Source organism: Labrys sp. E2SS-1L, from assembly GCF_057073705.1.
In genome coordinates this window covers 4,254,305-4,277,445 of the sequence record NZ_CP172712.1, presented here as the reverse complement: position 1 = coordinate 4,277,445, position 23,141 = coordinate 4,254,305, and the positions used below count along the sequence as shown (strand labels likewise).

Genomic DNA, 23,141 nt, shown 5'->3' with positions numbered 1-23,141 from the left:
GGGAAGGGCCTCATTCCTTATAGATGAAGGCGGCAACTTCCGGCTTGTCGACGTTGGACTTGTCCATCACGGTGAAGCCCGTGCCGATCGAAGCAGGGATCGACTGGCCGGTGAGATGGGCATAGGCGGAGAGCACGCCGAAATAGCCGATCTCGGCCGGATGCTGCGCGATGGCGATGTCGACAAGGCCCGACTTGATGTTGTCAACGATCGAAGCCGGGGCGTCGAAGGCGGCGACGCGGACCTTGCCGCTTTGGCCGGCCTGCTGCACGCCATTGGCGGCACCGAGTGCGGAGAACAGATTGGCGCCGAAGACGCCAGCGAGGTCGGGATTGCGCGCGAAGACCGACTGCATCTGCGAGGCGGCCTTGTTGGCGTCGTTGTCGTTGAATTGGGTTTCTAGGACAGTGATGTTGGGGTAGTTCTTCATCTCGTCCTTGAAGCCCTCCTCGCGCTGATCCGTGGTCGAGATGCCCGGCTTCACGTTGGAGACGTAGACCTTGCCCTTCTCATCGATGGCCTTGGCGAGGGCACGGGCCGCGATGCGTCCGCCCAGAATATTGTCCGAGGCGACATAGGAGAGCGGGAAGTCGGCGTCACCCGCGCCGGTCTGGTACTTGCCGGTGCCGATGAAGGTATCGACGGTGATCACCGGAATGCCGGCATCGGCGGCTTTCTTGAGGGGCTGCACGAGCTGCACCTTGTCGGTCGGTGCGATCAGGATGGCGTCGGGCTTGCGCGCGATGACGGCATCGAGCACGGGCGTCTGCGTCACCGGGTTGAAATCGGGCGCACCCTGGAACACCAGCTCGGCTCCCACCACCTTGGCAGCCGCCTCAGCGCCCTTGCGCATGGAGATATAGAAGGCGTCGGTGGTCAGGCCCGGGATGAGGGCGATGGTATATTTCTTGTCCTGGGCTTGCGCCGGGGCGGCAAGCACGCTGGCCCCGATGGCGAGAGCCGCGAGGGCCGTAAGCAATTTCCTCATATCGTTTCCTCGGTTTGACGAAGGGGTCGATCCCTCCGGCGCGGATCCTCCTCTAACGCGAGGTATCCTGCCGGCTACGGCGGACAGGGCCGCCGATCGAGTTGAGGAAAGGATGCCGGGTAACGGCCGGGCACGGCAGGTGCGGTGCGCCTGCGGTGCCATCTCCCTCCCTGAATTTGTTTTTGTCTTTTATGAATTGTCAGACTATGGTTTCGTGCCGTAGGCGTCAATTAAAGATATTGCGCGTGATAAAATTGACGAAATACCGCTTTGTGAATTGGCGGAAATGCAGAATAATATATTGAAAAACAATGATAATTTATAATGTGAAATGAAGCGGTATCGAATTCGATTGTCTCAATTTTACGGCATGTAAAAAACAAAATTGTTTGCTCGTGTAAAGATTTGAGGCAATTCGAGTGGAGGGGAGCGCCAGGACGGTGCGAAAGATCAGGAACATGGCCGAGTTCGCCGAACTCAGCGGGATCTCGCGGCCGACGGTGTCGAAATATTTCAACGACCCGGGCAGCGTCCGCAAATCGATCCGCATCCGTATCGAGAGGGCCCTAGCCAAATATGACTATCGGCCGAATCTGTTCGCGGTGAACCTCAATCGCAAGCGGCCCAAGATCATCGGCGTGATCGTGCCCGATACCTCAGACATGTTCTATTCGGAGATGGTGCGACACATCGAGCGGCGCTGCGCGCAGGACGGTTACTTCGTGCTGGTGCTCTCCTCGCGCGGGGATGCCTTGCATGAGGCCCGCTCGGTGGAGACGCTGCTTTCGCTCAAGATCGCCGGCGCGATCATTGCCCCCCTCGGCGCCTATACCGATGCGACGCGGATGGAGACCCTGCGCGCCCATATTCCCGTGGTCTATCTCGATTCCTCGCTGCAGGACGGCTCGCCCTTCGTCGGCACCGACAATGAGCAGAGCATCGGCCTGATCACCGATTATCTCTGCCGCACGGGGACGCCACCCAGCTTCTTCGAAATGCCGGCGGTCAATCACAATGCTGCCGAGCGCAGCAATGCCTATGTCCAGGCGATGGAGCGGCTTGGCTTCCAGCCGGAGATCGTTACCGTGGCGGGCAAGCCGGATTGGCGTTTCGAGGAAATCGCCTATGCCGAAGCCCTGCGAGTGATCGACGGGGCGGGATTTCCGACCTCGACGGTGCTGTGCGCCAATGACCGCATCGCCGTGGGGGTGATGGCCGCCGCCTTCCAGCGCGGCCTGAAGGTCGGGCGCGAGGCCGATTGCCGGCTGCGAGTCGCCGGCCATGACGACCAGCCCTATAGCCGTTTCGGCTGTCCGCCCTTGACCACAGTGGCGCAGGACTTTTTCCGCCTCGGCAATCTCGGCGTCGAACTGTTGCTCGCCCAGGTCGAGGGCGAAGAACCTTCACAGGGGCAGCAGCAATTGCGGCTCGGTGCCCAATTGATGATGCGGGCCTCGGCCTGATTGCGATCCTCATTTCACGGAGACCCGACATGACCACCCTTCTCGACCTGGCTCCCGCACGGCGCTCCGGAAAGCCACGGGGCATCGCTTCGATCTGTTCGGCTCATCCGGACGTGATCGGGACGACGCTGGCCCATGGCCGCGAGCGCGGACGCGAGGTTCTGATCGAGGCGACCTGCAACCAGGTGAACCAGGAGGGCGGCTATACTGGCATGACGCCGGCCGATTTCAGGCGTTTCGTGTTCGAGAAGGCGAAAGCGGCCGGCTATGATACCGCCAAGCTGATCCTTGGCGGCGATCATCTCGGCCCCAATCCCTGGCGCCAGTTCGAGGCGGAAGAGGCGATGGCCAAGGCCGAGGCGATGATGGCGGCCTATGTCGCGGCGGGCTTCGGCAAGATCCATCTCGATGCCAGCATGGGCTGCAAGGGAGAGCCCGAGGCGCTCGACGACGAAACCACCGCCGGGCGCGCTGCCCGCCTCACACGGGTGGCGGAACAGACCGCGCGCGACAACGGCCTGCCCCCGCCGGTTTATATCATCGGCACCGAAGTGCCGGTGCCGGGCGGCGCCTGGCACGCGCTCGACGGCCTGCAGCCGACCGCCGCGGGCGCGGCGCGCCAGACCATCGAAACCCACCGGACCATCTTTCGCCAGCAAGGCGTCGAGGCGGCGCTCGACCGCGTGATCGGCCTGGTGGTGCAGCCCGGCGTCGAGTTCGGGCATGAGGAGGTGGTGGTCTACCAGCCCGACAAGGCCCGTGACCTCGTTGGCGTGCTGGACAACGAACCTTCCCTCGTGTTCGAAGCCCATTCCACCGACTACCAGCCGCGGGAGAAGCTGACGAGGCTGGTAGCCGACGGCTTCGCCATCCTCAAGGTCGGGCCCGGCCTGACCTTTGCCTGGCGCGAGGCGCTCTATGGCCTCGATCTCATCGCCGGGGAACTCGATGCCTCCTATGGCGAGCGCTCGCTGGCCAAGGCGATGGAAGCCCTGATGCTGGCCGAGCCCGGCTACTGGCAACGTTATTATCCGGGCAATGCCGCCAGCCAGCATGTGCTGCGCCACTACAGCTACAGCGACCGCATCCGCTATTACTGGCCGCATCCGGTCGCGGCCGCCGCTGTGGCACGTTTGTCGCAGGCGCTGGCGGGGCGCGCCTTGCCGCCGACCCTGGTGCATCAGTTCGTGCCAGCCGTGACGGGGCATGAAGGCCCGCTCGACATGGCGACCTGCCTCTCTCTGGCCATACGCGCGGTACTGGATGATTATGCCGAGGCGACAGCGGCACAGTGAGTCGGTGCCGGTATTCGGTAGTAACAAAGCCGTGAGACCGACCGTAGAGAGGATGGCGCGTGCATAATCCCATGCGCGAAGAGGAGTGGGCGACATGGTTGCGGCAGTCGATCGCCGGGGATGCACCGGCCTATCGGCGGTTCCTGCAGGCTGTGACGCCCTATCTACGCGGGACGGCGCGTCGTTATTGCGAGCGCTTCGGCGCGCCGCCGGCGGAAATCGAGGATGTCGTCCAGGAAGTGATGCTCGCCATTCACCTCAAGCGCGGAACCTGGGATTCCTCGCGCCCGCTCGGTCCCTGGTTGTCGGCGATCGTGCGCAACAAGATGATCGATACCATGCGCCGCAGGGGGCGGCAGGTGATGGTGCCGATCGAGGACGTGATCGAGGTTCTCGAGGCGGAGGAGCCGGCATCAGGACTGTCACAGCATGAGGCCGAGAAAATGCTGGCGCATCTGAAACCACCGCAGCGGGACATCGTGGAAGGCATCTCCCTCGGTGGCGTCAGCATCCGGGAGATGGCTGCACGGCTGTCGATGACGGAGGTAGCCGTTCGCGTCGCCCTGCATCGGGGCCTCAAGAAGCTCGCAGCGCTCTATCGGAGTGACCAGTCGTGAAGACCGACGATCTCATCAATGCCATTTCCGAGGATGCGCCGATCAGATGGTCCCTCGGCAGGATTTTTGCGTTGGCGGTGATCGTCGGTACGGCTTTTTCGGCCGTGCTTTTCTTCGTGGGGTTCCGACCCCGTCCCGATATCGCTGCAGCCGCCGAGACGTGGCGCTTTCTGTTCAAATTTGTGGTGACGGCGTCCCTGGCCGTTTCGGCCGGTGGCCTGATCCTGCGCCTGGTCCGGCCGGGTGCCGGATCAGGGGGATGGCGCCTTGCCTTGATCGTTGCGCCCCTGCTCCTGGCCGCCGCAGTCGCTGTGGAATTGATGGTCATGCCGTCCGCGAGCTGGGGAGCGCGCTGGATTGGCGTCAATGCCCGTTACTGCCTGATGCTGATACCCTTGCTGGCGCTCGGGCCGCTGGCCTGCATTCTCTACGCCCTGCGCCAGGGTGCTCCGGAGAATCCCGGCAGGGCCGGGGCGGTAGCGGGTCTTGCTGCGAGCGGCATCGCGGCGACCCTTTATGCCAGCCATTGCGTGGATGACAGCCCGCTTTTCGTCGCCACCTGGTACAGCCTGGCCACCGCCATCGTCACTATCGTCGGATATGTCGCCGGTCGTCGTCTGCTGCGCTGGTAAGCGGGCATCACGCCGTGACATCGGTAGCCGTCGCGGCGATGTGATTCTTCCGAACATTCAAGCAATATATTGATATTGTTGAATTTGGTTCGATTTAAAATCTGTCCTCGACGACGAGGGAGTTCGCCGGAAATCATCGCCGGGTGGCCTCGCCGCCTCATCATGAAGCGGATGATTTGGTTCGAGTTTTACGGTTGTCATGTCGTAAAGACTGGCTTTTTCTGAAGCGTCTAGCCGTTCGCTCGATGCCGCTGCAGCGCCTGGATATAGGTGAGGAAGAGTTCGCGCTCCGAGGTGATGTCCAGTTTTTCGTAGATGCGCAGCCGGTGGTTCTTCACCGTGCCGCGCTGCAGCTTGAGACGCTGGGCGATGGTGGCGGTGGGGTGTCCTTCGAGCACCAGCTTGACGATATCGATCTCCCGAGGCGTGAGGGTCGGATTGAGCTCGGAGATGATCGCCTGGTCGTAATCTGTTGAAGAGGACGCCGATTTCTCCACCGTGAAAAGCCAGCCCTCCGGCGCGGAACTATGGGCCGGCGAGATCCGAGTCCTGTGCAGAACGGTGGCGTCGTCCAGTACAGCCTCGCCGGCATTCTCGGCCGTCAGCCGTTCGACGGCGCGCCGCAGGTTGGTATTCCGGCTCTCCAAGTCCCGCCAGGCCTCGGATGCGTGAATGACGCAGCCTTCGAGATCGCGCAGCATGATGGCCAGCGGCAGCGAGACGCCGCCTGCGCCGCGCCCGATCGCGGCCGCGAGGACGGCATTGACATGCGCGCTCTCCAGCCCGGCGAACAGGGGGTAGAAATCCTCCATCGCCGCTCGCTCGCTCTCGAGGAAACGGCCGATACGGCGTTCGAGAAACAGGGCGACGCTGGCCCGTCCCATCGCAGGCAGGAAGTAGCCGAGTTCGTCGGTGATGCTGGATTCCTGCAGGAATTCGCGGACATAGCGGCTCTGCCGGGTTGCCGTGGCCGGGAACATGTCGAGGCTGACCACGCCCGGCCGTTCGGTTTGCACCCAATAGCGATGGAACGGGTCGAAGACGTGGAAGGTCGTCTCATATTGGCGGGCCAGGGCATCCGAGAAGCCGTGATGCATGAGGAAGCTCGGCCGGCCGACCGCCGAGTAGCGCACCATGGTGGCGATGTCGTGCGAGACCAGGGAACGAAAGGCCGCGAGCAGGGCGGCATAGAAGTCGGATGTTCCCACCAGCCGGGCGGCCTCTCCGATAGCGGCATTGACGGTAGCAAGCGGCAGGCCGGAGGCGATCAGGGTCGATTTCATCCGCAGCCTTCCACGCCGAAGTGACGCTCGGCTATAAGCGTTATCTTACAATAAGTGAGACGCTGCCTTTGTCATGCCCGGGCTTGACCCGGGCATCCAGCGGCCCCGACTTCGATAACCGGAAGGGGGCTGGATTGCCGGGTCAAGCCCGGCAATGACAAAGGCCGAGCCAATTCAATACGTTTATTGACCGGCGAACTCGTAGCCGAAGGGGAGGGTAGCGTTCCCTGAAGCTCTCTACCAGAGCGCGCCTCCGGTGATCTGGATGTTTTCGGCGGTGATGCCCTTCGCAGCCTCGCTGCAGAGAAAGACTGCGAGACCAGCCACTTCGCCGGGTTGGATGATGCGCTGCTGCGGGTTCTGGCCGGCAATCCGCGCCATGGCGCTTTCCAGGCTTTCTCTCTTGCCTTCGCGTTCGGCGACCTGGGCGACGTTGCGGCGCATCAGCTCGGTCTCCACCCAGGTCGGCGAGATCATCACGGCCGTGACACCATGCGGTGCCCCTTCCAGTGCCACGCAGCGCGTCAGGCCCAGCAGGCCGGACTTGGAGGCGCAATAGGCCGGGTTGTCCTTCCAGCCGACACTGGCGGCCGTCGAACCGATATTGATGATGCGCCCCCAGCCACGCGCGATCATGCCCGGCAGGAGGCTGCGTGTGGTGCGAAAGGCCCCGGTGAGGTTGGTGTCGAGGATCTTCTCCCAGAGCGCGTCGGAATGACCGCTGACAGGCTGCTCGGCCGTGGTGCCGGCCGCATTCACCAGGATGTCGATGGGGCCGCAGGCGGCTTGTGCGGCCTGGATGAAGGCGTCGATGACCTCGCTGGAGCGCACGTCGAGATGGCCGGCATGCACCTTGACGCCCTCGGCCTCGAGCATGGCGCGTACGCGCTGCAGCTCGGCCTCAGCGGGATAGGCGGCGGCATCGCCCTGGCGCGCGCCTTCGCCGATATAGGAACCGACCGCGACATTGGCACCGGCTCCAGCTAGAGCCTGGGCGATGGCAAGGCCCTGGCCGGTGAGGCCGCCGGTGATCAGGGCGGCACGCCCTTTCAAGCTGGTCATGGTCTTTCCTTATGGCCGAATGAATTCACGGGCCTCGGCCTCGTGATACGACTTCGTTCCGCGATAATATTGCAACGATGCGTCGCTCCAGGGCTGATAATCCCAGGGCGTGACCTTGCCGGTGGTCAGTGCCTTGTAGACGAGGCGGCGCCGACGCTGGCTGGCGATGATTTCCCGCTTGAGCCTCGGCATGTCCCATCGGCGCTCGACCTCGCCGAGCATGTCTCGCACCACGTCCGCATGACCACTATCTCCCGCAAGGTCATGCATCTCGTCCGGATCGGCTTTCATGTCGAAGAGCTGGGGCGGATCGTGCTCGACATAGGTGAATTTGTAGCGGCCCTTGCGCAGCATCACATAGGGGGCCGCCACGCCTTCCGACATCAATTCGCTGACAGCGATGCGATCGTCTGCATCCTGCCTTAGGAGGGACAGCAGGCTGCGCCCGTCGGGGCGCTCGGGGTAATCGTTCCATTCCGGGCCGGCGGCGATCTCGACCAGGGTCGGCAGGATATCGACGAGCGAAGCATTCGCCTTGATGCGGGCGCCCGCCGGCACGTTAGGACCGGCCACGAGCAGCGGCACGCGCGACGACCAGTCGTAGAAGCTCATCTTGTACCAGAGGCCGCGCTCGCCGAGCATGTCGCCATGATCGGCGAGGAAGATCACGATGGTGTCCCGGCCTTGCCCGGAGCGTTCGAGCGCATCGAGCACCTCGCCCACACGCTCGTCGAGATAGGACACGCTGCCGTAATAGGCATGGCGTGCCGTGCGCACATGTTCGTCGCCGACGCCGAACTCGCCGCGATCATATTGTTCCCACAGGCGCCGGGAATGGGCGTCCCGCTGGGCCGGCGGAATGAAGGGCACGCAGGGCATGTCGATCTTGTCGTGATCGTAGAGGTCCCAGAAGCGCTGCGGCGTCACATAGGGATCGTGCGGATGGGTGAAGGAGGCAACGAGCAGGAAGGGGCGATCGTCGCTATCGCGCGCCTGATCGAACAGCCAGCGCCGGGCATTGTGGGCGACCTCCTCGTCATAGTCCTGCTGCAGGGCCCGTTCGGCGATGCCGGCATCGCTGACGTTCTTCATGTTGTGGAACCAGTCCATGGTCCGCCAGGGATCGTCCCAGTCGGCCGTCCAGTTGAAGTCGGACGGGCAGATATCGGTCGTCACCCGTTCTTCGAAGCCGTGCAACTGATCTGGCCCGATGAAATGCATCTTGCCGGACAGGCAGGTCCGGTAGCCGAGCACGCGCAGGTAGTGGGCAAAGGTGGGAACATCGGACGGGATCTGCGCGGCATTGTCCCAGGCCTGGATGTTCGAGCACAGCCGTCCCGTCATCAGGGCCAAGCGGGCGGGGGCGCAGAGGGGGAAGTTGGAGTAGAAATTGTCAAAGACCGCACCGCCCTTGGCGATGCGGTCGAGGTTGGGGGTCTTGACGATCGGATGGCCGTAGACGCCGAGCGCCGGAGCGCCAAGCTGATCGGCCATCAGAATGAGAATATTGGGCCGCTTGCTCACCGGCTCTCTCCCTCCGGTTCGAGGGGGCGCCTGAGCCAGTCGCGATAGAAGCCTTCCAGATCCGGTTCGAAGTCATGGACGATGGGATAGCCGGGAGCGGCCGCCTCGACCTCGTGAAGGGTGCCGCAAGACTGGCAGAGGAATTCGCGTATTTCCATCCATTCCGGATCGGGGATATCGGAATTGGGATAGATCTCGCGCAGGGCCTCCTTGGTCCGCCGCACGCGGATATGGGCGCCGAGCTTCCAGTTCTTCTTGTAATGCCCGAACTCCTGGCCGCATTCGCATTTGGTGACACGGCCATTCGGCGTGTCGGCGATGAACAGGTGGTCGCCGATCGGCAGCAGGATCGGGTCCTTCCAGGCCATCCGCTCCTGCAGGACCTGGATATAGGTCTGGAAACGGTCATCGTCCTTGTAGGCGCTCATGATCTGCCGGGTCTGGTGCCAGGGCAGGGTACCTGCAACGAGTTCGCGAATGGTTTCCTTGGGATAGCTGGACATGCTGACCTCAGTAGTGAACCGTGAAGGAGGCGTCGAGGCCCCAGAACTTGCGGAAGTCGGCGGCAAAGCGCGGCGAGAGCTTCATCGCATTGGCATGCATCTTGGCGACCTCGGGCGCGAAGTCGCAGGCGGCGACACGCTTGGCCTCCTCGGCGATCCAGGCCGAGACAGGCACTGAAGTCGTGATGCGTTCGGCCCGCATCTTCTCGCGCAAGGCGGCGGTGGCGGTGAGATCGGCCTCCAGCCGATCCGTCTGCGGGACTTCTCGGATGACGATGCCGAATACCTGCTCGGCCGCCTCCGGGGTGAGGAAGCCGTTCTCCACATCCTGTGTGGTCTTGACGGGATCGCGCTCCAGTACGTCCCCGTAACCACCGCCGCCATTATAGGAGTGGGTGAAGATATCGCCGGACTTGTGCGGCGCGGTGATGTAGGGGCCTTCCTCGGTGACGTGCCGGCCCTCGACCAGTTTTTCCAGGTCCGAATGGGCCGGGTCGGTGCCGATGGTATGAGGCAGGGGCCGCTTCTCGGCGATGATCTCGGCGAGATTGGTATCGCGCACGGCCCGGTGCATCTGGCAGGTCGGTGCGGGATAGCCGCCGCACAGCCCGCCATTGTCGAAGACGCGCGAGGAATGCTCGGAGGTGACCAGGCGCAGATGGTTGGACTTGCTCACCAGCCAGGTCGAGATGAAGGCGCAGCCGCCGCGATATTTGCCGGCGCCTCCGGAGTTGGGCAGGATCGAACGGCCGATATAGAGCATCGGCATGTTCTGTTCCCAGATCTCGATATTGCCCATGTCGGATTCGGGGTTCCAGCCGACATAGGCGGTGTCGAGCCCGTCCTTGATGGCGAGAGCGCCGGAGCCGGCGGCGGCGCATTCGAAATGAGCCATGCCGAACAAAGTGCCGTATTGGCTTTCGCCGCCCATCTCGATCATCGGGGAGTTGACCTGACCGACGAACACCTCCTCGATGAAGCCCCGGGCGAGGAAGCCGCGCGAGAGCAGGCGCTGGAACACGCCATAGGCGGGCAGCAGCAGGGCCCAGGACGTCGCCGTCGCCACCATCTCATTGTCGGGATTGGTCCAGGTGCCCTTGGGGATCTTCAGCTCGGTGGCGAGCCAGGCGCCGTCATTCACCAGCCCCTCGAAGTTCATGTGCTGGGTGAGGGTGACGAACATGCCGCCATCCATGCCGGCCGGCGTGCAGTTCATCGAATGATAGCCCCAGGGCTGAGTGCCCTCGAAGTCGAGCTTGATCTTGCCCTCGGTGGTGATCTCCATCTCCACCGGGATGTTGTAGAGCCAGTTGGGGTCGGCCAGCGGCTGGAAGCCCGGCTTGCCCTCGGTGACATGGCCATAGAAGGTGTGGCCGCGATAGATGCCGGGCACGGTGAGCTGGCGCGTGCGGGCCAGCTGCGAAAGCCGGCCTTCCTCGATGAATTCCTTGGAGATCTGCTTCCAGTAGTCGAGGCCGATCTCGTCGACGAGGGCGATGAGGTTCTCGCGCATGTCGATGCAGGAAGCGACCTTGGCCTTCTCGTCCAGCACCCAGTAGATCGGCATGCGCAGATTGCGCTCGCAGCGGATGACGTAGTCGCGCCGGATCTCGTCATTCTCGCCGATCTTTTCGGCGCAGACGAACAGGCCTTCCGTGAAGCGCTCCTGCGCGAGGCAGACGTCGCCGCCGGGGGTGATGCCGCCGGCTTCAAGCTCGTGGCAGACGGCGCCAGCCCAGCCGATCAGTTCGCCGGAATGGAAGATCGGCACTACGTCCATCACGTCGGGCACCTGCACCGTGCCGATGAAGGCGTCATTGTTGGCGAAGATGTCGCCCGGGCGGATGCCGGGATTGGCCTCGTAACCCTCGCGGATCATCCATTTGATGAAGCGGCTCATGGTGTGGACATGCACCATGATGCCGTTGGAGAGTGCGATGGCATCACCCTCCGGCGTGTAGATGGCAACCACCATCTCGCCGACCTCACGCACGCCGGGCGAGGCGGAGATGCGGCGCGCCATTTCACGGGCGGAGACACAGAAGGCGCGCAGCTTGGTGTGGAGGGTCTCGAATTTCAGCGGATCCTGCCTGCGCAGCTGCAGTGCGGTGATGCCGTCATAGCAGCCGGTCTCCTCCATCAGACGCTCGGATTCGAGCATCCTTTCGCGAAGCGGCATGTGGGCTTTCACGTGGTCCAGCATGGTGTCCTCATCTTCCACCCTCCCCCTGGAGGGGGAGGGTCGAGGCGAAGCCTCGGGGTGGGGTGGCGGGGCGACATATCCAAGATGCCGCATGGATCTTGCTTGCTCGACGGGTGGAGGTTCTCACCCCACCCCGGACCTTCGGTCCGACCCTCCCCCTCCAGGGGAGGGTAGAGACGTCAGCCGTGGCGGTAATGCAGGAGGGTCCATTCGTCGACGAAGACGCTGTCGCCGGGGTGGACCACCAGGGTGGTGGCGGGGTGTTCGATGATTGCCGGGCCCTTCACTTCGTGGCCGGGCTGCAGATCGTCCATCTCGTAGAGATCCGCCTTGTGCCAGCGTCCGCCCAGATAGGCTTCGCGGCGGCCCTTATGCGCGGCAGCGGGATAGGTGCCGCCGAGCAGGCGCTTGACCAGCACCGGCTTGACCTTGTCGGCGGTGGCGATCAGGCCGAGCTCCATCACCGAATAGCCGACGGCGCCGTAGCGCGAGACCCGGTGGTTGATCTTGCCGTAGACGGTTTCGAAGGCCTCGATGATCCGGCGCATGTCGTCGGCGGTCTGGGCCTGGTCGAGCGGGGCGGCGACCTCGACGTCTTCGAGCTGGCCGGTATAGCGCATCATCAGGAAGGGAACGGTGCGGACCTTCTCGCGCGGATGGCCATCGGCCACCATCTCTGCGATCGCGGCTTCCCGCAGTTCCTTCCAGACGCCTGAGATGCGTGCGGCATGAGCGGCCAGTTCGTCCTCGCCGGCGGCACTGGGAATGTCGATCTGGGTGGAGATCGAGTGGCGGCGCATATAGTCGGCCGTGGTGCAGCCAAAGGCCGAGAAGGCGGCGGCGAACTGGAAGGTGATGATGTCGCGAAAGCCGATACCGCGGCTGCAACCGGCCAGGTGCAGTGGCCCCGAGCCGCCATAGGAGAGCAAAGTGAATTCGGAAGGGTGGATGCCCTGGCCGGAGATCACGCGCCGCAAGGCGTTGTTGGCGTCGTCCTCCAGCATGTGGATCATGCCCTCGGCGGCTTCATGCAGGGGCACGCCGAGGACGTCGGCGCATTGCTCCTTGAAGGCCTTGGTCGCCTTCTCGACGTCGAGCTTCACCTTGCCGCCGAGGAAATAGTCGGGGTTGAGACGGCCGAGGATGGCGTCGCAATCGGCAATGGTCGGGCGGGTACCGCCCCGATTGAAGCAGATCGGCCCGGGATCGGAACCGGCGCTCTCGGGACCGAGGCTGATCTTCCGGGTCAGCGGGTCGACCTTGAGGATCATGCCGGCCCCGGCGCCGATGGTATCGAGATGCAGCGTCGGCACGTTGAGCTTGAACCGATCCATGATCGGCTCGTTCTCGATGCGGGTCTGGCCGCGGGTGATCACCCCCATGTCGAAAGAGGTGCCGCCCATGTCCGAGCAGATCAGCGAGTCGTTGCCGATCAACTTGCCGACATAGGCGGCACCGAGAATGCCGCCGATCGGGCCGGAGATCATGGTCTCGTGCAGGCGGGGATGATCGATCGAGGTGAGGCCGCCGAAGGAGAGCAGGGTCTGCACGCGATAGCGGTAACCGTGCTTCTTCGAGATGTCCTCGATACCTTTCAACTGCTTGCGCCCGCGCGAGGTGGCATAGGCCTCGATCAGCACCGAGTTGAGACGGGACTGCTCGCGGATGACGGGGCGCACCTCATGGCTGGTATAGACCAGGATCTCGGCGCCCGCTTTGGCGATCTCCTCTCGGGCGATCTCGGCGATGCGCTTTTCGTGCGTGGGATTGACGTGGGAGAACACCGTCATGATGCAGATGGCGTCGACCTTGTCGGCGATCAGCTTGCGTACGGACGCCACGACTTCGTGCTCGTAGAGCGGGATGATGATATCGCCGAACTGGTCGACACGCTCGGTCACGCCATGGGTGCGCCGGCGCGGCACCAGGGGATCCGGGTGGTGGTGGGTGATCGCATGCAGGCGATCGGCATAGGAATAGTCGGCCCAGGCCTGCAGGCCGCGGCCCATCAGGATCATATCCTCCAGGCCCTTGGTGGTAATCAGGCCGAGCTTGCGTCCCGTGCGCGAAAGCAGGGTGTTGAGCATGCCGGTGCCGGAGTAGAGCACCACGTCGATGCCGGAGAACAGATCGTCCAGCGAGATGCCCCAGGCCTCGGCCGCATCGGCGGCTGAGATAATGAAGCCTTCCGATTCATCGCGCGGCGTGGTCGCCGCCTTGCCGATCTTGAAGTGGCCGTTGCCGTCGACCAGGATGGTGTCGGTCATGGTGCCGCCGGCATCGATGCCGATGACGATGGGATTGCCGATTGTCTGCGCGCCTGCCGTTGTCATCGCTGTTCCCGTCCCAGATGAGGTTGGGAACAGGCTAGGCGGGGGACGGCGCGATCCGCCATGTGCCTGCGGTCACTATTCGGGCGGACGTCGGCCGATATTCGCTCTCGGCTACCTGTTCTGACAGATCGCCAGATTTGTATAAGCCGCTGACAGCAATGGGGTTTCCATTCCAGCCTTCTGCGCGCGCGCCAGCAGATCCCCGATGATCTGGTCCGCCTCGATCGGCGCGCCCTTCTGCAGGTCGCGATACATGGAGGAAGCCATGGCCGAGCCCTTCTGGGTCAGCATCGAGCGTGCCATGTTCAGGATGGGCTCGCCCGGCAGCTTACCCACGGCTTTCACCACGCTCACCACCTCGTCGAAGAAGCGCAGCACGAAGGCCAGGCCGCCGGGTGCCGCCTCGATCTCGCCAACCGAGCCGCGCATCAGGCAGCAGATGCCGCCCAGGCTGGCGAGCGTGATCCACTTGCCCCACATGTCGCGCTCGATATCCTCGGAAAGCCTGGCGTTGAAGCCGGCCCCCTGCATGGTCGCATCGACCGTCTCGATGCGTTTGGACCGTTCGCCGCTCATCTCGCCATAGATGAGGTTGTGCATGGGCGTGAGCTGTACGATGCGATCCTCGTCGTCGATGGTGGCGGCGATCAGGCAGACGCCACCGAGCAGCGCCTTTTCGCCGAAGCGGGCCTTGATGACATCGACGTGGCGCATGCCGTTGAGAACCGGCAGGATCATCGTTTCGGAAGCGATGGCGGGTGCGATGTCATCGAGCGCGGCCTCCAGCCCGTAGGCCTTCACGGTAAGCAGCACGAGGTCGTAGGGCTCGGCGATACCGCCGCTGGTAACCAGCTTTGGTGCCAGCTCGGCATTGCCGAAGGGGCTGACGATCCTGAGGCCCTCCGTCCGCAACTTTTCCGCCCGCGCGGGGCGAACCAGGAAGGTGACGTCACGGCCCGCTTGCATTAGCCGGCCGCCAAAATAGCCGCCTGTCGCTCCGGCACCGACAACCAGGATGCGCATGGTCACTCCGCCATTGGTGGCCGTATTCGTGCCTGAGGGTATAGGTCCCCGCGGGTTCGCAGACAAGCAAGCCAGGCTTGTACTATCCGAATTGCGGCTTGGTCAGCATCAGCCAGAGAATGGCGAGCACGGCGATGAAGGCCGGAAAGCCGCAGGCAAACCAGATGCGGAAAAGCCTGTAATAGTCTGGCGGCAGAGAGGAATTCTCTTGCACGGCTTTTCTGGCAAGATTCCGCATTTTGACCTGGATGACCACAACCGGAAGCCAGAACAGCCCTGTGAAGACGTAGAGCCCCAGGGACAGCACGATCCAGGGCGAGCTCAACGGCCAGCCGATCTCCTGGGCCAACAGGGCGCCGGTGAGGGGCTGCAGCACGACGGCAGTGGCGGTGAACAGAAGGTCCGCCGTAACCACGGTGCCGGCAACATGGGCGATCAGCCGGGCATCGTCGGTGCGATGGGCGACGAGCATGAAGAAGGCGATGCCCGCGCCGGTGCCCAGAAGCACGGTGGCACCGATGACATGGAGCCAGAGGAGCAGGTCGGCATAGGTCATCGCGCATCCTTGATGGCGAGCGCGACCAGAGCGAGAACGGCTGCCGGCAGCGTCTTGAGGAAGGGGCCGAGCGGGTCGAGCCAGAGATCGGGCGTGAACAGGCTGCCGGCGAGGAGATAGGCCAGGGTGACGCCGATCATGCCCGTCGCGGCGGCCGGCATGGTTCGTCGCCAGAATATGCCGGCGCCGAGAAGAATGTCGACGATGGCGCCGCCAAGCACGAAGAGAGCCGCCATCGCGGGCGAAAAGCCCCGTATCGTCAACACGACTTCGGCCTGATCTGCCGCAAAGAGGCCGATCAGGCCCGAAAGCAGCCAAAACAAGCCCAGTGTCGCGATGATCACCGGCTTGAGCAGGAAGAGGCGGGCGAACCAGCGTTCGCGCACGGTGCCGCCGACGGCTTCGAGGATTTCCGGCAGGGCCTTGAGCGAGCGGCCGTTTGCCGCTCCAAGGGGTGTCGGATCGCCGTCGATGCCGGACAGGATCTGGTCAAGCGAGGTCGAACGCATCGGCGGACGCCAGCCGAGCAGGCCCGCCAGATCGCCGAGGCGAAAGCCGAGCCTGAAGATCCACAGGGGCCAGCGGGCAAAACGGGTGGGAGGCAGGCCGAGCCTGGCCCGCAGCGCGGCGACGATTTCCTGGAGGCTATGAGCCCTGTCCTCGACGAGATCGTAGATGCGCCGATGCGGCAGACGTGCTTCCACCGCGGCCAGCGCCGTTGCGGCGACGTCATCGAGCGCCACACTGCGGATCGATGGCGCCGGAGGCAGCGGAATGAAGCCGGGCAGGCTGGCCAGGGCGTGGAGCAGGGCGCTGCCGCCATAGGCCGACGAGCCCAGCACCAGGCCGGGCCGCAGGATGGTCCAGTCGAGCGACGAGCCTTCCAACGCCTCGTCGGCAATGCCCTTGCTGCGCATGAACACGGTGGCGGCATCGGGCGAGGCGCCGACGGCGGAGATCTGGACGAAGCGTTTCACACCGGCCTGCTCGCAGGCCTCGAAAAGGGCGACCATGGCGAGCGATTGGGTCACCATGACATCGTCGCCGGGGCCGTCTTGCAGCACGCCCGCTGCATTGATCACGGCATCGACATCGTCAAGGAGAGGACGCCAGGCCTCGGCGCTGACGAGGTCCTGGAGATCGTGCTGAAGCCACCGCGCGCGGGGTTCGCGCAGGCGCGCTTGGCCGACGGAACGACCAAGACCCGTGACCTCGTGGCCGGCCGCGAGCAGGGCCGAAACGATGGCCGAGCCGATCAAGCCGTAGCCGCCTGGAACGAGAATGCGCATGAGGGCCGTTTGCCCGGTTTGCCGGAGCGAGGCAAGGAAGAAGAAGAGCCGGTACCGGCCAGCGAGGCTAGCGCCTGGCGATTTGGTCCATCACGGCCCGCCAGGCCTTCACCAGCTGGCTGCGTCGCCCCGGATAGCGCTCGCCGATCTCGCTGGCTGCGGCGATGCGATCGGTACGGAAATGGCGAAAGTCTTCACGCAACTCGCACCAGGCGGCCAGCATGCGCGCCTCGTTCATGAAGCCGATGGCGATCGGCCAGATCACGCGGGTGGTCGCCTGGCCATTGAGATCGCCATAGTCGATGCGAAGCTTGGCCTGGGCGCGGATGGCACTGCGAAATACCTCGATAGCGACCTTGTTGTCGGGAAAGGCATTCCGGCTGGGGCCCGGCAGGGCGACGGGGTTGCGGGCGATTTCCTGCGCAGCGGGCGGCAACACCGCCTCGATCTTGGAAAGTGCCTCGCGCGCCGCCTTGCCGAGCGTGTCGTCGCCGCGCTGTTCGACATAGCGCAGGCCGAGCACGATGGCCTCGGTCTCGTCTTCCGATAGCATCAGCGGCGGTAGGAACAGGCCGGGGCGCAGAATGTAGCCGATGCCGGCTTCGCCCTGGATGGGAGCGCCCTGCGCGACCAGTTCGGCGATGTCACGATAGAGCGTTCGTTCTGAGACGGCGAGTTCCTCGGCCAGGGAAGCCGCCGTCACCGGACGGCGCTTGCCGCGCAGGATCTGCAGGAGCGAGAGGAGGCGGCTCGTTCTGGCCATGGCGTCTCATCTGACGTGGAGCCATCATTCTATACGCCTGACTGACAGATGATGTCAGGAGGCTTTCTCTTTGGCGGCGATATCTGTTGCAATAAATAATTTGCATGCTTTTAATTAGGATGCTAATTATTAGACATGGAAAAGATTGACGCCTTGCGCTTCGCATTGACCGGCAAAACCCAACAGATCGGCCGCCATTGGCGCCGCCTGGTGCATGACATCGTCGCGACCCATGGCGTCTCGGACGCCGCGGCGGTGCCGCTCATCCAGATCGAGCGCATGGGCGGCGGCGTAAATCAGACCGAGGTCGCCGATGCGATCGGCATCGAAGGAGCTTCCCTGGTGCGCCTGCTCGACCAGCTTTGCGCCAGCGGCCTGATCGAGAGGCGCGAAGGTGCGGATCGCCGGGCCAAGACACTCTGGCTCACGGCCGAGGGCGAACGAGTGACAAGCGTGATCGAGCAGGAACTCGTCGGCTTGCGCACCCGCATTCTCGGTCATCTTTCGCAGGACGACATCGAGGCAACGCTCCGGGTGTTCCGCGCCATCGAGGAGGCGTCGGCCCGCCAACAGGCGGAGGCGGCGACATGACCGCCGGCTTCACCCTGCCAACCGTTCGGGACTGGATCTTCTCGCTCAAGGCTTTTTCGGCCTCGATGCTGGCACTCTATATCGCGTTGGCTGCCGGGCTGGAGCGCCCCTACTGGGCGATGGCGGCTGTTTATGTCGTTGCCAACCCCCTGGCTGGCGCCACGACGTCGAAAGCGCTCTATCGGGCCCTCGGCACCTTCATCGGCGCCTCCGGATCGATCCTGCTGCTGCCCATTTTCTCGTCGGCGCCGGAATTGTTCGTCATCGTGGTCGGCCTGTGGACCGGTGTCTTCCTGTTCGTCTCCCTGCTGGACCGTACGCCGCGCAGCTATGTCTTCATGCTCGCAGGCTATACGCTTCCCCTGATTGCGTTGCCGGCCGTCAGCGCGCCCGAGACCATCTTCGACGTCGCTGTTTCGCGCGCCGAAGAGATCACGCTCGGTATCGTCTGTGCCGCCCTGGTGAATTCCCTGTTCTTCCCGGCCCGGATCGGGCCGGTGCTCGGGCAGCAGATCAAGGGGTGGCTGCGCGATGCGGGAGCCTGGGCAAGCGCCGTACTGACCGACGACAATGGAGCCGGCGCGACGCTCGAACGCCAGCGCCTGGCCAGCGACATCCGCGCCATGGACATGCTGATCAGCCAGCTCAGCTACGACACCGCGAACCAGGCCACCGTGCGCGTCGCCCATGAGCTACGGGGGCGCATGGCGTTGCTGCTGCCTCTGCTGTCTTCCCTGGACGACCGCTTGGCTGCCTTGCGTGAGGCGGGCGGCGAGATCGTCGGCATCGAGGCCTTGCGTGCCCGCCTGCTCGACTGGATGCGCTCGGGCGAGGGCAATGAACGCGGTGAGGCCGATCAATTGCTCGCCGCGATTGCCGCACTGGAGCCGAAGGTCGACCCGGATGATGCCCAGGAGGCGCAATGGCCGGCCCTGGTGCTGTCGAGCACTCTGGAGCGCATGAAGGAACTGGTCGATCTATGGGAAGATTGCCGCCAGTTGCAGCGGCAGATCGAACTCGGCGACCGTATCAGCCGCTGGCGCCCGACCTTCCGCATGCGTCGGACCGTCGGCAAGGTCAGCCACTATGATTATGCACTGCTGGCCTTCCAGGTCGGCTCCGTGGCGCTCGCCACCATCCTGTCCGGCCTGATGTGGATATGGACCGGCTGGAGCGAGGGTTCGGGCTGCGTGATCATGACGGCGGTCGGCTGCTCCTTCTTTGCCGCTATCGACAATCCCGTCAGCCAGATCCGCAGCTTCACGATATGGATGACCATCAGCGTCGGCTTGTCGGCGGTGTACCTCTTCGCCCTGCTGCCGCTGGCCCATGATTATGTCGGGTTGGTGGTGATGTTTGCCATACCCTTCATCCTTGTCGGGACGCTGGTGTCGCGCCCGCAGTTCAACATGATCGCCATGCTGCTCGCGGTGAACACGGCGTCCTTCGTCGGGCTGCAGGCCAATTACAGTGCCGAGTTCGCGGCATTCATGAACTCGTCCGTCGCCTCGATCCTCGGCGGCGCCTTCGCCCTGGTCTGGACCCTGGCCACCAGGCCCTTCGGGGCGGCCATGGTCGCCAAGCGCCTGGTCAAGGCCGGCTGGGCGGATATTGCCGCGACCTCGCGCGGTGGGCGCAACGCCGATGCCGAGGCCTTCGCCGGCCGGGTCTTCGATCGGCTCGGTCAATTGGTGCCGCGGCTGGCACAGGGTGTCAGCGAGGACGTTGCGGCGGCCGATCTCCTGGTGGAACTGCGGGTTGGCATCAACGTGCTCGACCTGCAGAGGCTGCGCGGCAAGCTGTCATCGGCGCAACGTCGGCGCCTGCAGCAAGTGCTCGATGCCATTGCCCGCTTCTATGGCACGCGGGCGGCGACGGGCAGGGCGGTCGATCCGCCGCCTTCGTTGCTGGGTGCCATCGACGAGGCCCTCTCTGATTTCGCCCAGGGCGTCGAGCCGAGCGTGCGTCGGAACGCGGTGCAGGCGCTCGTCGGTTTGCGGCGCGCCCTCTTTCCCGCCGCACCGGCGCCCGTAAACCTGGCTGCCCCCGTGGCCATGCCCGTCCTTCCCAGACTGGAGCTCGCATCGTGAACGCCGACATCGATATCTTTGGCGTCTATGTACCGAGCCTGATGATCCTCGCGCTCGTCGCCATCATCGCCAATCTTCTGCTTCGTTCTGTATTGGCCAGGGCTGGCGTCTATCGCCTGGTCTGGCACCGCTCCTTGTTCGATCTCGCACTGTTCGTGATCGTGCTCAGCGGGTTGTTTTCCATTTTTCAACGGTTCGTGTCGTGAAACGCTTTTTTGCCTCGCTGGGGCGAGTCCTCATCACCCTGATCGTCGTCGTCATCGCTGCCGGCTTCGGCTGGCGGTTGTGGGACTATTACATGAACGACCCGTGGACCCGGGACGGCCATGTCCGGGCCGATATCGTCGGTATCACGCCGGACGTGTCCGGGCTGGTCAGTGAAGTGCTGGTCCGCGACAATCAGGAAGTCCATCGCGGCGACGTCCTGATCCGCATCGATCCCAAACGCTTCGAACTCGCCCTGCAGCAGGCCGATGCGGCCGTCTCCGGCACCAAGGCCACGCTGGAACAGGCAAGGCGCGACTATGTCCGCTACAGCGAACTGGGCAAGGACGTGGCCTCCGCCCAGAAGATCGAGCAGGCACTGGCAAGCCAGGACGTCGCGAGCGCCAATTACCAGCAGGCTCTCGCCAATCAGGCCGTAGCCAAGCTCAATCTCGAACGCTCGGAGATCAAGGCGCCGGTCAATGGCGTGATCACCAATTTCAACCTCAATCCCGGCGACTATGTCGCGGCCGGCAAGGCGGTGACGGCGCTGCTCGACACGGATTCATTGCGGGTCGAAGGTTATTTCGAAGAAACCAAGCTGCCCCGGATCGCGGTGGGAGACCCTGTCGACATCCATCTGATGGGGCAGCCGGCAATCATCACGGGCCATGTCGAGAGCATTGCCGGCGGTATCGAGGATCGCGAACGCAGCGATGGTTCGAACCTCCTGGCCAACATCAACCCGACCTTTTCCTGGGTGCGCCTGGCCCAGCGCGTGCCGATCCGCGTGGCACTCGACAAGTTGCCGGATGGCTTCCGCCTGGTCGCGGGCCAGACGGCGACCGTCACCGTCAAGTCGAAGCCGTCGCAGGCCAGTGCCGGGGGGGTAGCCGGAACGCGTAAGTCCTGAGGAAAAATGGGACAGCATCTCCTCGTTGAGGCGGTGCCGCACCGATCCTTCGAGCAACCAAATTCTGGGCAAACAAGCGTTCAGCCGTGAACGGGTTTTGCTCCCGGTCTATAGAGGTGTGTGCCTTTCGCGCAGAGGACTCTTTATGACCGCCCTTCTGACAGCCGAACTTGCCTGGTACGCCACCGGACGCTTCTACCGCACGCATGACGGCGCGCTGGTGGATTACGGCTACTTCCTGCATTTGCCGTTTGCCGACGCGCCGCTGTTCGTCGGCGAGCCGGCCGAGACGAGTGCTCATTTCACCTTCGCCGCCACGCCGTTCAAGGCGGATGGGATCGACAATGGTGCGCTTTCGCTCGGGCTCGATCCGGTCGGCGAATTCTCCCTGTATCTGCAGCGCGCCCCTGCGGCGAGCTTTGCCGATCCGGCCTCCTTCGCGAAGGGCGAATGCATCGCCACCTTCCGCCGCACCAGCCTGGTGGTCGGCACCACGGTCGCCACTTCCCTTGCGGCAGCAAGCGCAGCCATCATTGGCACCAACGTATTCTCGGCGCGCCTGATCGCAAGCCATCCATTCGAATTCGCAGGAAAGCGCTACGATCTCGCCGAAGCAGTCGGAGCCGGCATCACCCAGTTCGGTACCGCGGCGACCGTGCCGATCTCGCCGCCGCCAGAGGGGTACGATCTCGTCCTGCCTTTTACCGGATCGGCCATTGCCTTGGGTCGAGCCGGGTAAGCCGGGGATTTTGCGGCGGACCTTTCCGCCGGGGACCTGCGAGCCGTCGCTCCCGGCGCCAGGTTCAGCGCCCCAACGCCGCTGCGAGATCGTGAATATGCCTGGCGCCGATGCCGCAACAGCCGCCGATCAGGGTGGCGCCAGCTTCAGCCCAGTCGCAGGCAAAGCGGGAATAGGCCGTTGCCGTCAGATCCTCGCGCGTGCCGTGCAGGGTTTCGTTGGCGGCGGCGTCCTCCTCCTGCTCTTCGAAGGCATTGGCATAGACGCCGATTTCGAGATCGGACTGCCGCTCGCGCAGGACATCCCTAGCCACGCGCACGGCCTTGCCCATCACCTCAGGGCGGCTGCAATTGAAGAGCAGCGCTTCGGCCCCTGATCCGGCCGCCCAGGCAGCGGCATCGGCCACGCTTTCGCCGGAGCGCAACTGCGGCTCGCCGTCCTCGGCGCCCACTTCGTCGGCCAGGGTGAAGGAGACCCAGAATGGCTTGCCGGTGGCGGCCACGGCCTGGCGCACGGCCTCGCCTTCGGCGATCAGGCTAAGGGTTTCGCCGAGCCAGACATCGGCGTGGGGAGCGAGGCCGGCGACCAGCACTTCCAGATAGCCCTGGACGCGGGAAGGATCGAAACGTTCGGGTTCATAGGAGCCGAAGATCGGCGGCAGCGATCCTGCCACCAGCACCTTGCGGCCGGAATTGCTGTCGGCGGCCTGCCGGGCGAGGCGGCCGGCGAGATCGATCAGGGCCGGTCCCTGCTCGCGGAAGCGCTGCTCGCCGATATGGAAGGGGACCAGGGCGTAGCTGTTGGTGGTGATCACCTCGGCTCCAGCCTCGATGAACTCGGCATGAACCCGGCGGACGATGTCGGGAGCCTCCATCAAAGCGAGCGCGGACCATTCGGGTTGGCGCAGCTCGGCGCCGAGGCGAAGCAGTTCCCGGCTCATGCCGCCGTCGAGAATCCGGATGGTTCCGGGCATGTCACGTCCTCCAACGATGATGGACAAGCCAGTAGCCATCCTCGATCAGGAGAACAAGACGTCGCTGAAGGAGCAGGGCCGGAGAGTTGCGTTTGCA

General features: G+C 64.1%; 21 protein-coding genes. 9 read left to right on the top strand and 12 right to left on the bottom strand.

From position 1 onward, the window contains the following. Positions 1 to 10 precede the first annotated feature (10 nt). The gene (locus ACIGJE_RS19955) at positions 11 to 988 is read right to left on the bottom strand and encodes an ABC transporter substrate-binding protein (RefSeq protein WP_311935222.1); all 978 of its coding nucleotides are present in this window, start codon (positions 986 to 988) and stop codon (positions 11 to 13) included. A 458-nt stretch (positions 989 to 1,446) separates the two neighbouring features. On the opposite strand from ACIGJE_RS19955, the gene ACIGJE_RS19950 reads away from it, so the two are divergent. The 4 genes from ACIGJE_RS19950 to ACIGJE_RS19935 all read left to right on the top strand — a co-directional run bounded on the left by ACIGJE_RS19950 (position 1,447) and on the right by ACIGJE_RS19935 (position 4,995). Next, entirely contained in the window at positions 1,447 to 2,451 is a 1,005-nt protein-coding gene (locus tag ACIGJE_RS19950) for a LacI family DNA-binding transcriptional regulator (RefSeq protein WP_311935217.1), read from the top strand. A gap of 29 nt (positions 2,452 to 2,480) precedes the next feature. After that, positions 2,481 to 3,746, top strand: coding sequence for a D-tagatose-bisphosphate aldolase, class II, non-catalytic subunit (locus ACIGJE_RS19945; RefSeq protein ID WP_415082356.1), 1,266 nt, complete (start codon positions 2,481 to 2,483; stop codon positions 3,744 to 3,746). A 71-nt stretch (positions 3,747 to 3,817) separates the two neighbouring features. Then, positions 3,818 to 4,363 (top strand): sigma-70 family RNA polymerase sigma factor, encoded by a 546-nt coding sequence (locus ACIGJE_RS19940; protein WP_415082468.1) that lies wholly within the window; start codon positions 3,818 to 3,820, stop codon positions 4,361 to 4,363. Further along, a complete protein-coding gene (locus ACIGJE_RS19935) occupies positions 4,360 to 4,995 on the top strand; it encodes an NrsF family protein (protein ID WP_415082354.1) in 636 nt (211 codons plus the stop codon). The genes ACIGJE_RS19940 and ACIGJE_RS19935 overlap by 4 nt, the downstream gene beginning before the upstream one ends. Before the next feature lie 230 nt (positions 4,996 to 5,225). Here the strand turns inward: ACIGJE_RS19935 and ACIGJE_RS19930 are convergent, their stop codons facing one another. From ACIGJE_RS19930 to ACIGJE_RS19885, 10 genes are all read right to left on the bottom strand, one after another. After that, positions 5,226 to 6,278 (bottom strand): helix-turn-helix transcriptional regulator, encoded by a 1,053-nt coding sequence (locus ACIGJE_RS19930; RefSeq protein WP_415082352.1) that lies wholly within the window; start codon positions 6,276 to 6,278, stop codon positions 5,226 to 5,228. 237 nt (positions 6,279 to 6,515) lie between these two features. Beyond that, positions 6,516 to 7,340 carry an SDR family NAD(P)-dependent oxidoreductase gene (locus tag ACIGJE_RS19925; RefSeq protein WP_415082350.1) on the bottom strand — a complete coding sequence of 275 codons (825 nt, stop codon included), beginning with the start codon at positions 7,338 to 7,340 and terminating at the stop codon, positions 6,516 to 6,518. 9 nt (positions 7,341 to 7,349) lie between these two features. After that, positions 7,350 to 8,864: a choline-sulfatase gene (gene betC / locus ACIGJE_RS19920; protein WP_311935207.1), complete on the bottom strand. Its 1,515-nt coding sequence runs from the start codon at positions 8,862 to 8,864 to the stop codon at positions 7,350 to 7,352. Then, complete coding sequence (locus tag ACIGJE_RS19915; protein ID WP_415082347.1) at positions 8,861 to 9,367, bottom strand: acetone carboxylase subunit gamma; 507 nt, start codon at positions 9,365 to 9,367, stop codon at positions 8,861 to 8,863. Before ACIGJE_RS19915 ends, betC begins: the two co-directional genes overlap by 4 nt. Positions 9,368 to 9,374: 7 nt before the next feature. Further along, entirely contained in the window at positions 9,375 to 11,570 is a 2,196-nt protein-coding gene (locus ACIGJE_RS19910; protein ID WP_415082345.1) for a hydantoinase B/oxoprolinase family protein, read from the bottom strand. Positions 11,571 to 11,749: 179 nt separating this feature from the next. Further along, entirely contained in the window at positions 11,750 to 13,903 is a 2,154-nt protein-coding gene (locus ACIGJE_RS19905; protein ID WP_415082343.1) for a hydantoinase/oxoprolinase family protein, read from the bottom strand. Between the two features lie 111 nt (positions 13,904 to 14,014). Continuing rightward, positions 14,015 to 14,926, bottom strand: a complete 912-nt coding sequence (panE, locus tag ACIGJE_RS19900) for a 2-dehydropantoate 2-reductase (protein WP_483678559.1) — start codon at positions 14,924 to 14,926, stop codon at positions 14,015 to 14,017. Between the two features lie 82 nt (positions 14,927 to 15,008). Further along, complete coding sequence (locus ACIGJE_RS19895) at positions 15,009 to 15,482, bottom strand: DUF2269 family protein (protein WP_394308292.1); 474 nt, start codon at positions 15,480 to 15,482, stop codon at positions 15,009 to 15,011. Further along, a complete protein-coding gene (locus tag ACIGJE_RS19890) occupies positions 15,479 to 16,771 on the bottom strand; it encodes an SDR family oxidoreductase (RefSeq protein WP_483678557.1) in 1,293 nt (430 codons plus the stop codon). Before ACIGJE_RS19890 ends, ACIGJE_RS19895 begins: the two co-directional genes overlap by 4 nt. Before the next feature lie 67 nt (positions 16,772 to 16,838). Next, entirely contained in the window at positions 16,839 to 17,534 is a 696-nt protein-coding gene (locus tag ACIGJE_RS19885) for a helix-turn-helix transcriptional regulator (protein ID WP_483678556.1), read from the bottom strand. Between the two features lie 135 nt (positions 17,535 to 17,669). Here ACIGJE_RS19885 and ACIGJE_RS19880 point away from each other — a divergent pair, with 135 nt between their 5' ends. The 5 genes from ACIGJE_RS19880 (at position 17,670) to ACIGJE_RS19860 (ending at position 22,071) form a co-directional block, all read left to right on the top strand. Then, positions 17,670 to 18,125, top strand: coding sequence for a MarR family winged helix-turn-helix transcriptional regulator (locus tag ACIGJE_RS19880; protein WP_311935193.1), 456 nt, complete (start codon positions 17,670 to 17,672; stop codon positions 18,123 to 18,125). Beyond that, positions 18,122 to 20,215: an FUSC family protein gene (locus ACIGJE_RS19875; protein WP_483678554.1), complete on the top strand. Its 2,094-nt coding sequence runs from the start codon at positions 18,122 to 18,124 to the stop codon at positions 20,213 to 20,215. Before ACIGJE_RS19880 ends, ACIGJE_RS19875 begins: the two co-directional genes overlap by 4 nt. Further along, positions 20,212 to 20,421: a DUF1656 domain-containing protein gene (locus ACIGJE_RS19870; RefSeq protein ID WP_068295920.1), complete on the top strand. Its 210-nt coding sequence runs from the start codon at positions 20,212 to 20,214 to the stop codon at positions 20,419 to 20,421. Before ACIGJE_RS19875 ends, ACIGJE_RS19870 begins: the two co-directional genes overlap by 4 nt. Further along, the gene (locus ACIGJE_RS19865; protein WP_483678552.1) at positions 20,418 to 21,332 is read left to right on the top strand and encodes an efflux RND transporter periplasmic adaptor subunit; all 915 of its coding nucleotides are present in this window, start codon (positions 20,418 to 20,420) and stop codon (positions 21,330 to 21,332) included. The genes ACIGJE_RS19870 and ACIGJE_RS19865 overlap by 4 nt, the downstream gene beginning before the upstream one ends. Positions 21,333 to 21,477: 145 nt before the next feature. Continuing rightward, positions 21,478 to 22,071, top strand: coding sequence for a hypothetical protein (locus tag ACIGJE_RS19860; protein ID WP_483678550.1), 594 nt, complete (start codon positions 21,478 to 21,480; stop codon positions 22,069 to 22,071). A gap of 64 nt (positions 22,072 to 22,135) precedes the next feature. Here ACIGJE_RS19860 and ACIGJE_RS19855 read toward each other — a convergent pair whose 3' ends face one another. After that, positions 22,136 to 23,044, bottom strand: a complete 909-nt coding sequence (locus ACIGJE_RS19855) for a homocysteine S-methyltransferase family protein (RefSeq protein ID WP_483678548.1) — start codon at positions 23,042 to 23,044, stop codon at positions 22,136 to 22,138. Between the last annotated feature and the right edge of the window lie 97 nt (positions 23,045 to 23,141).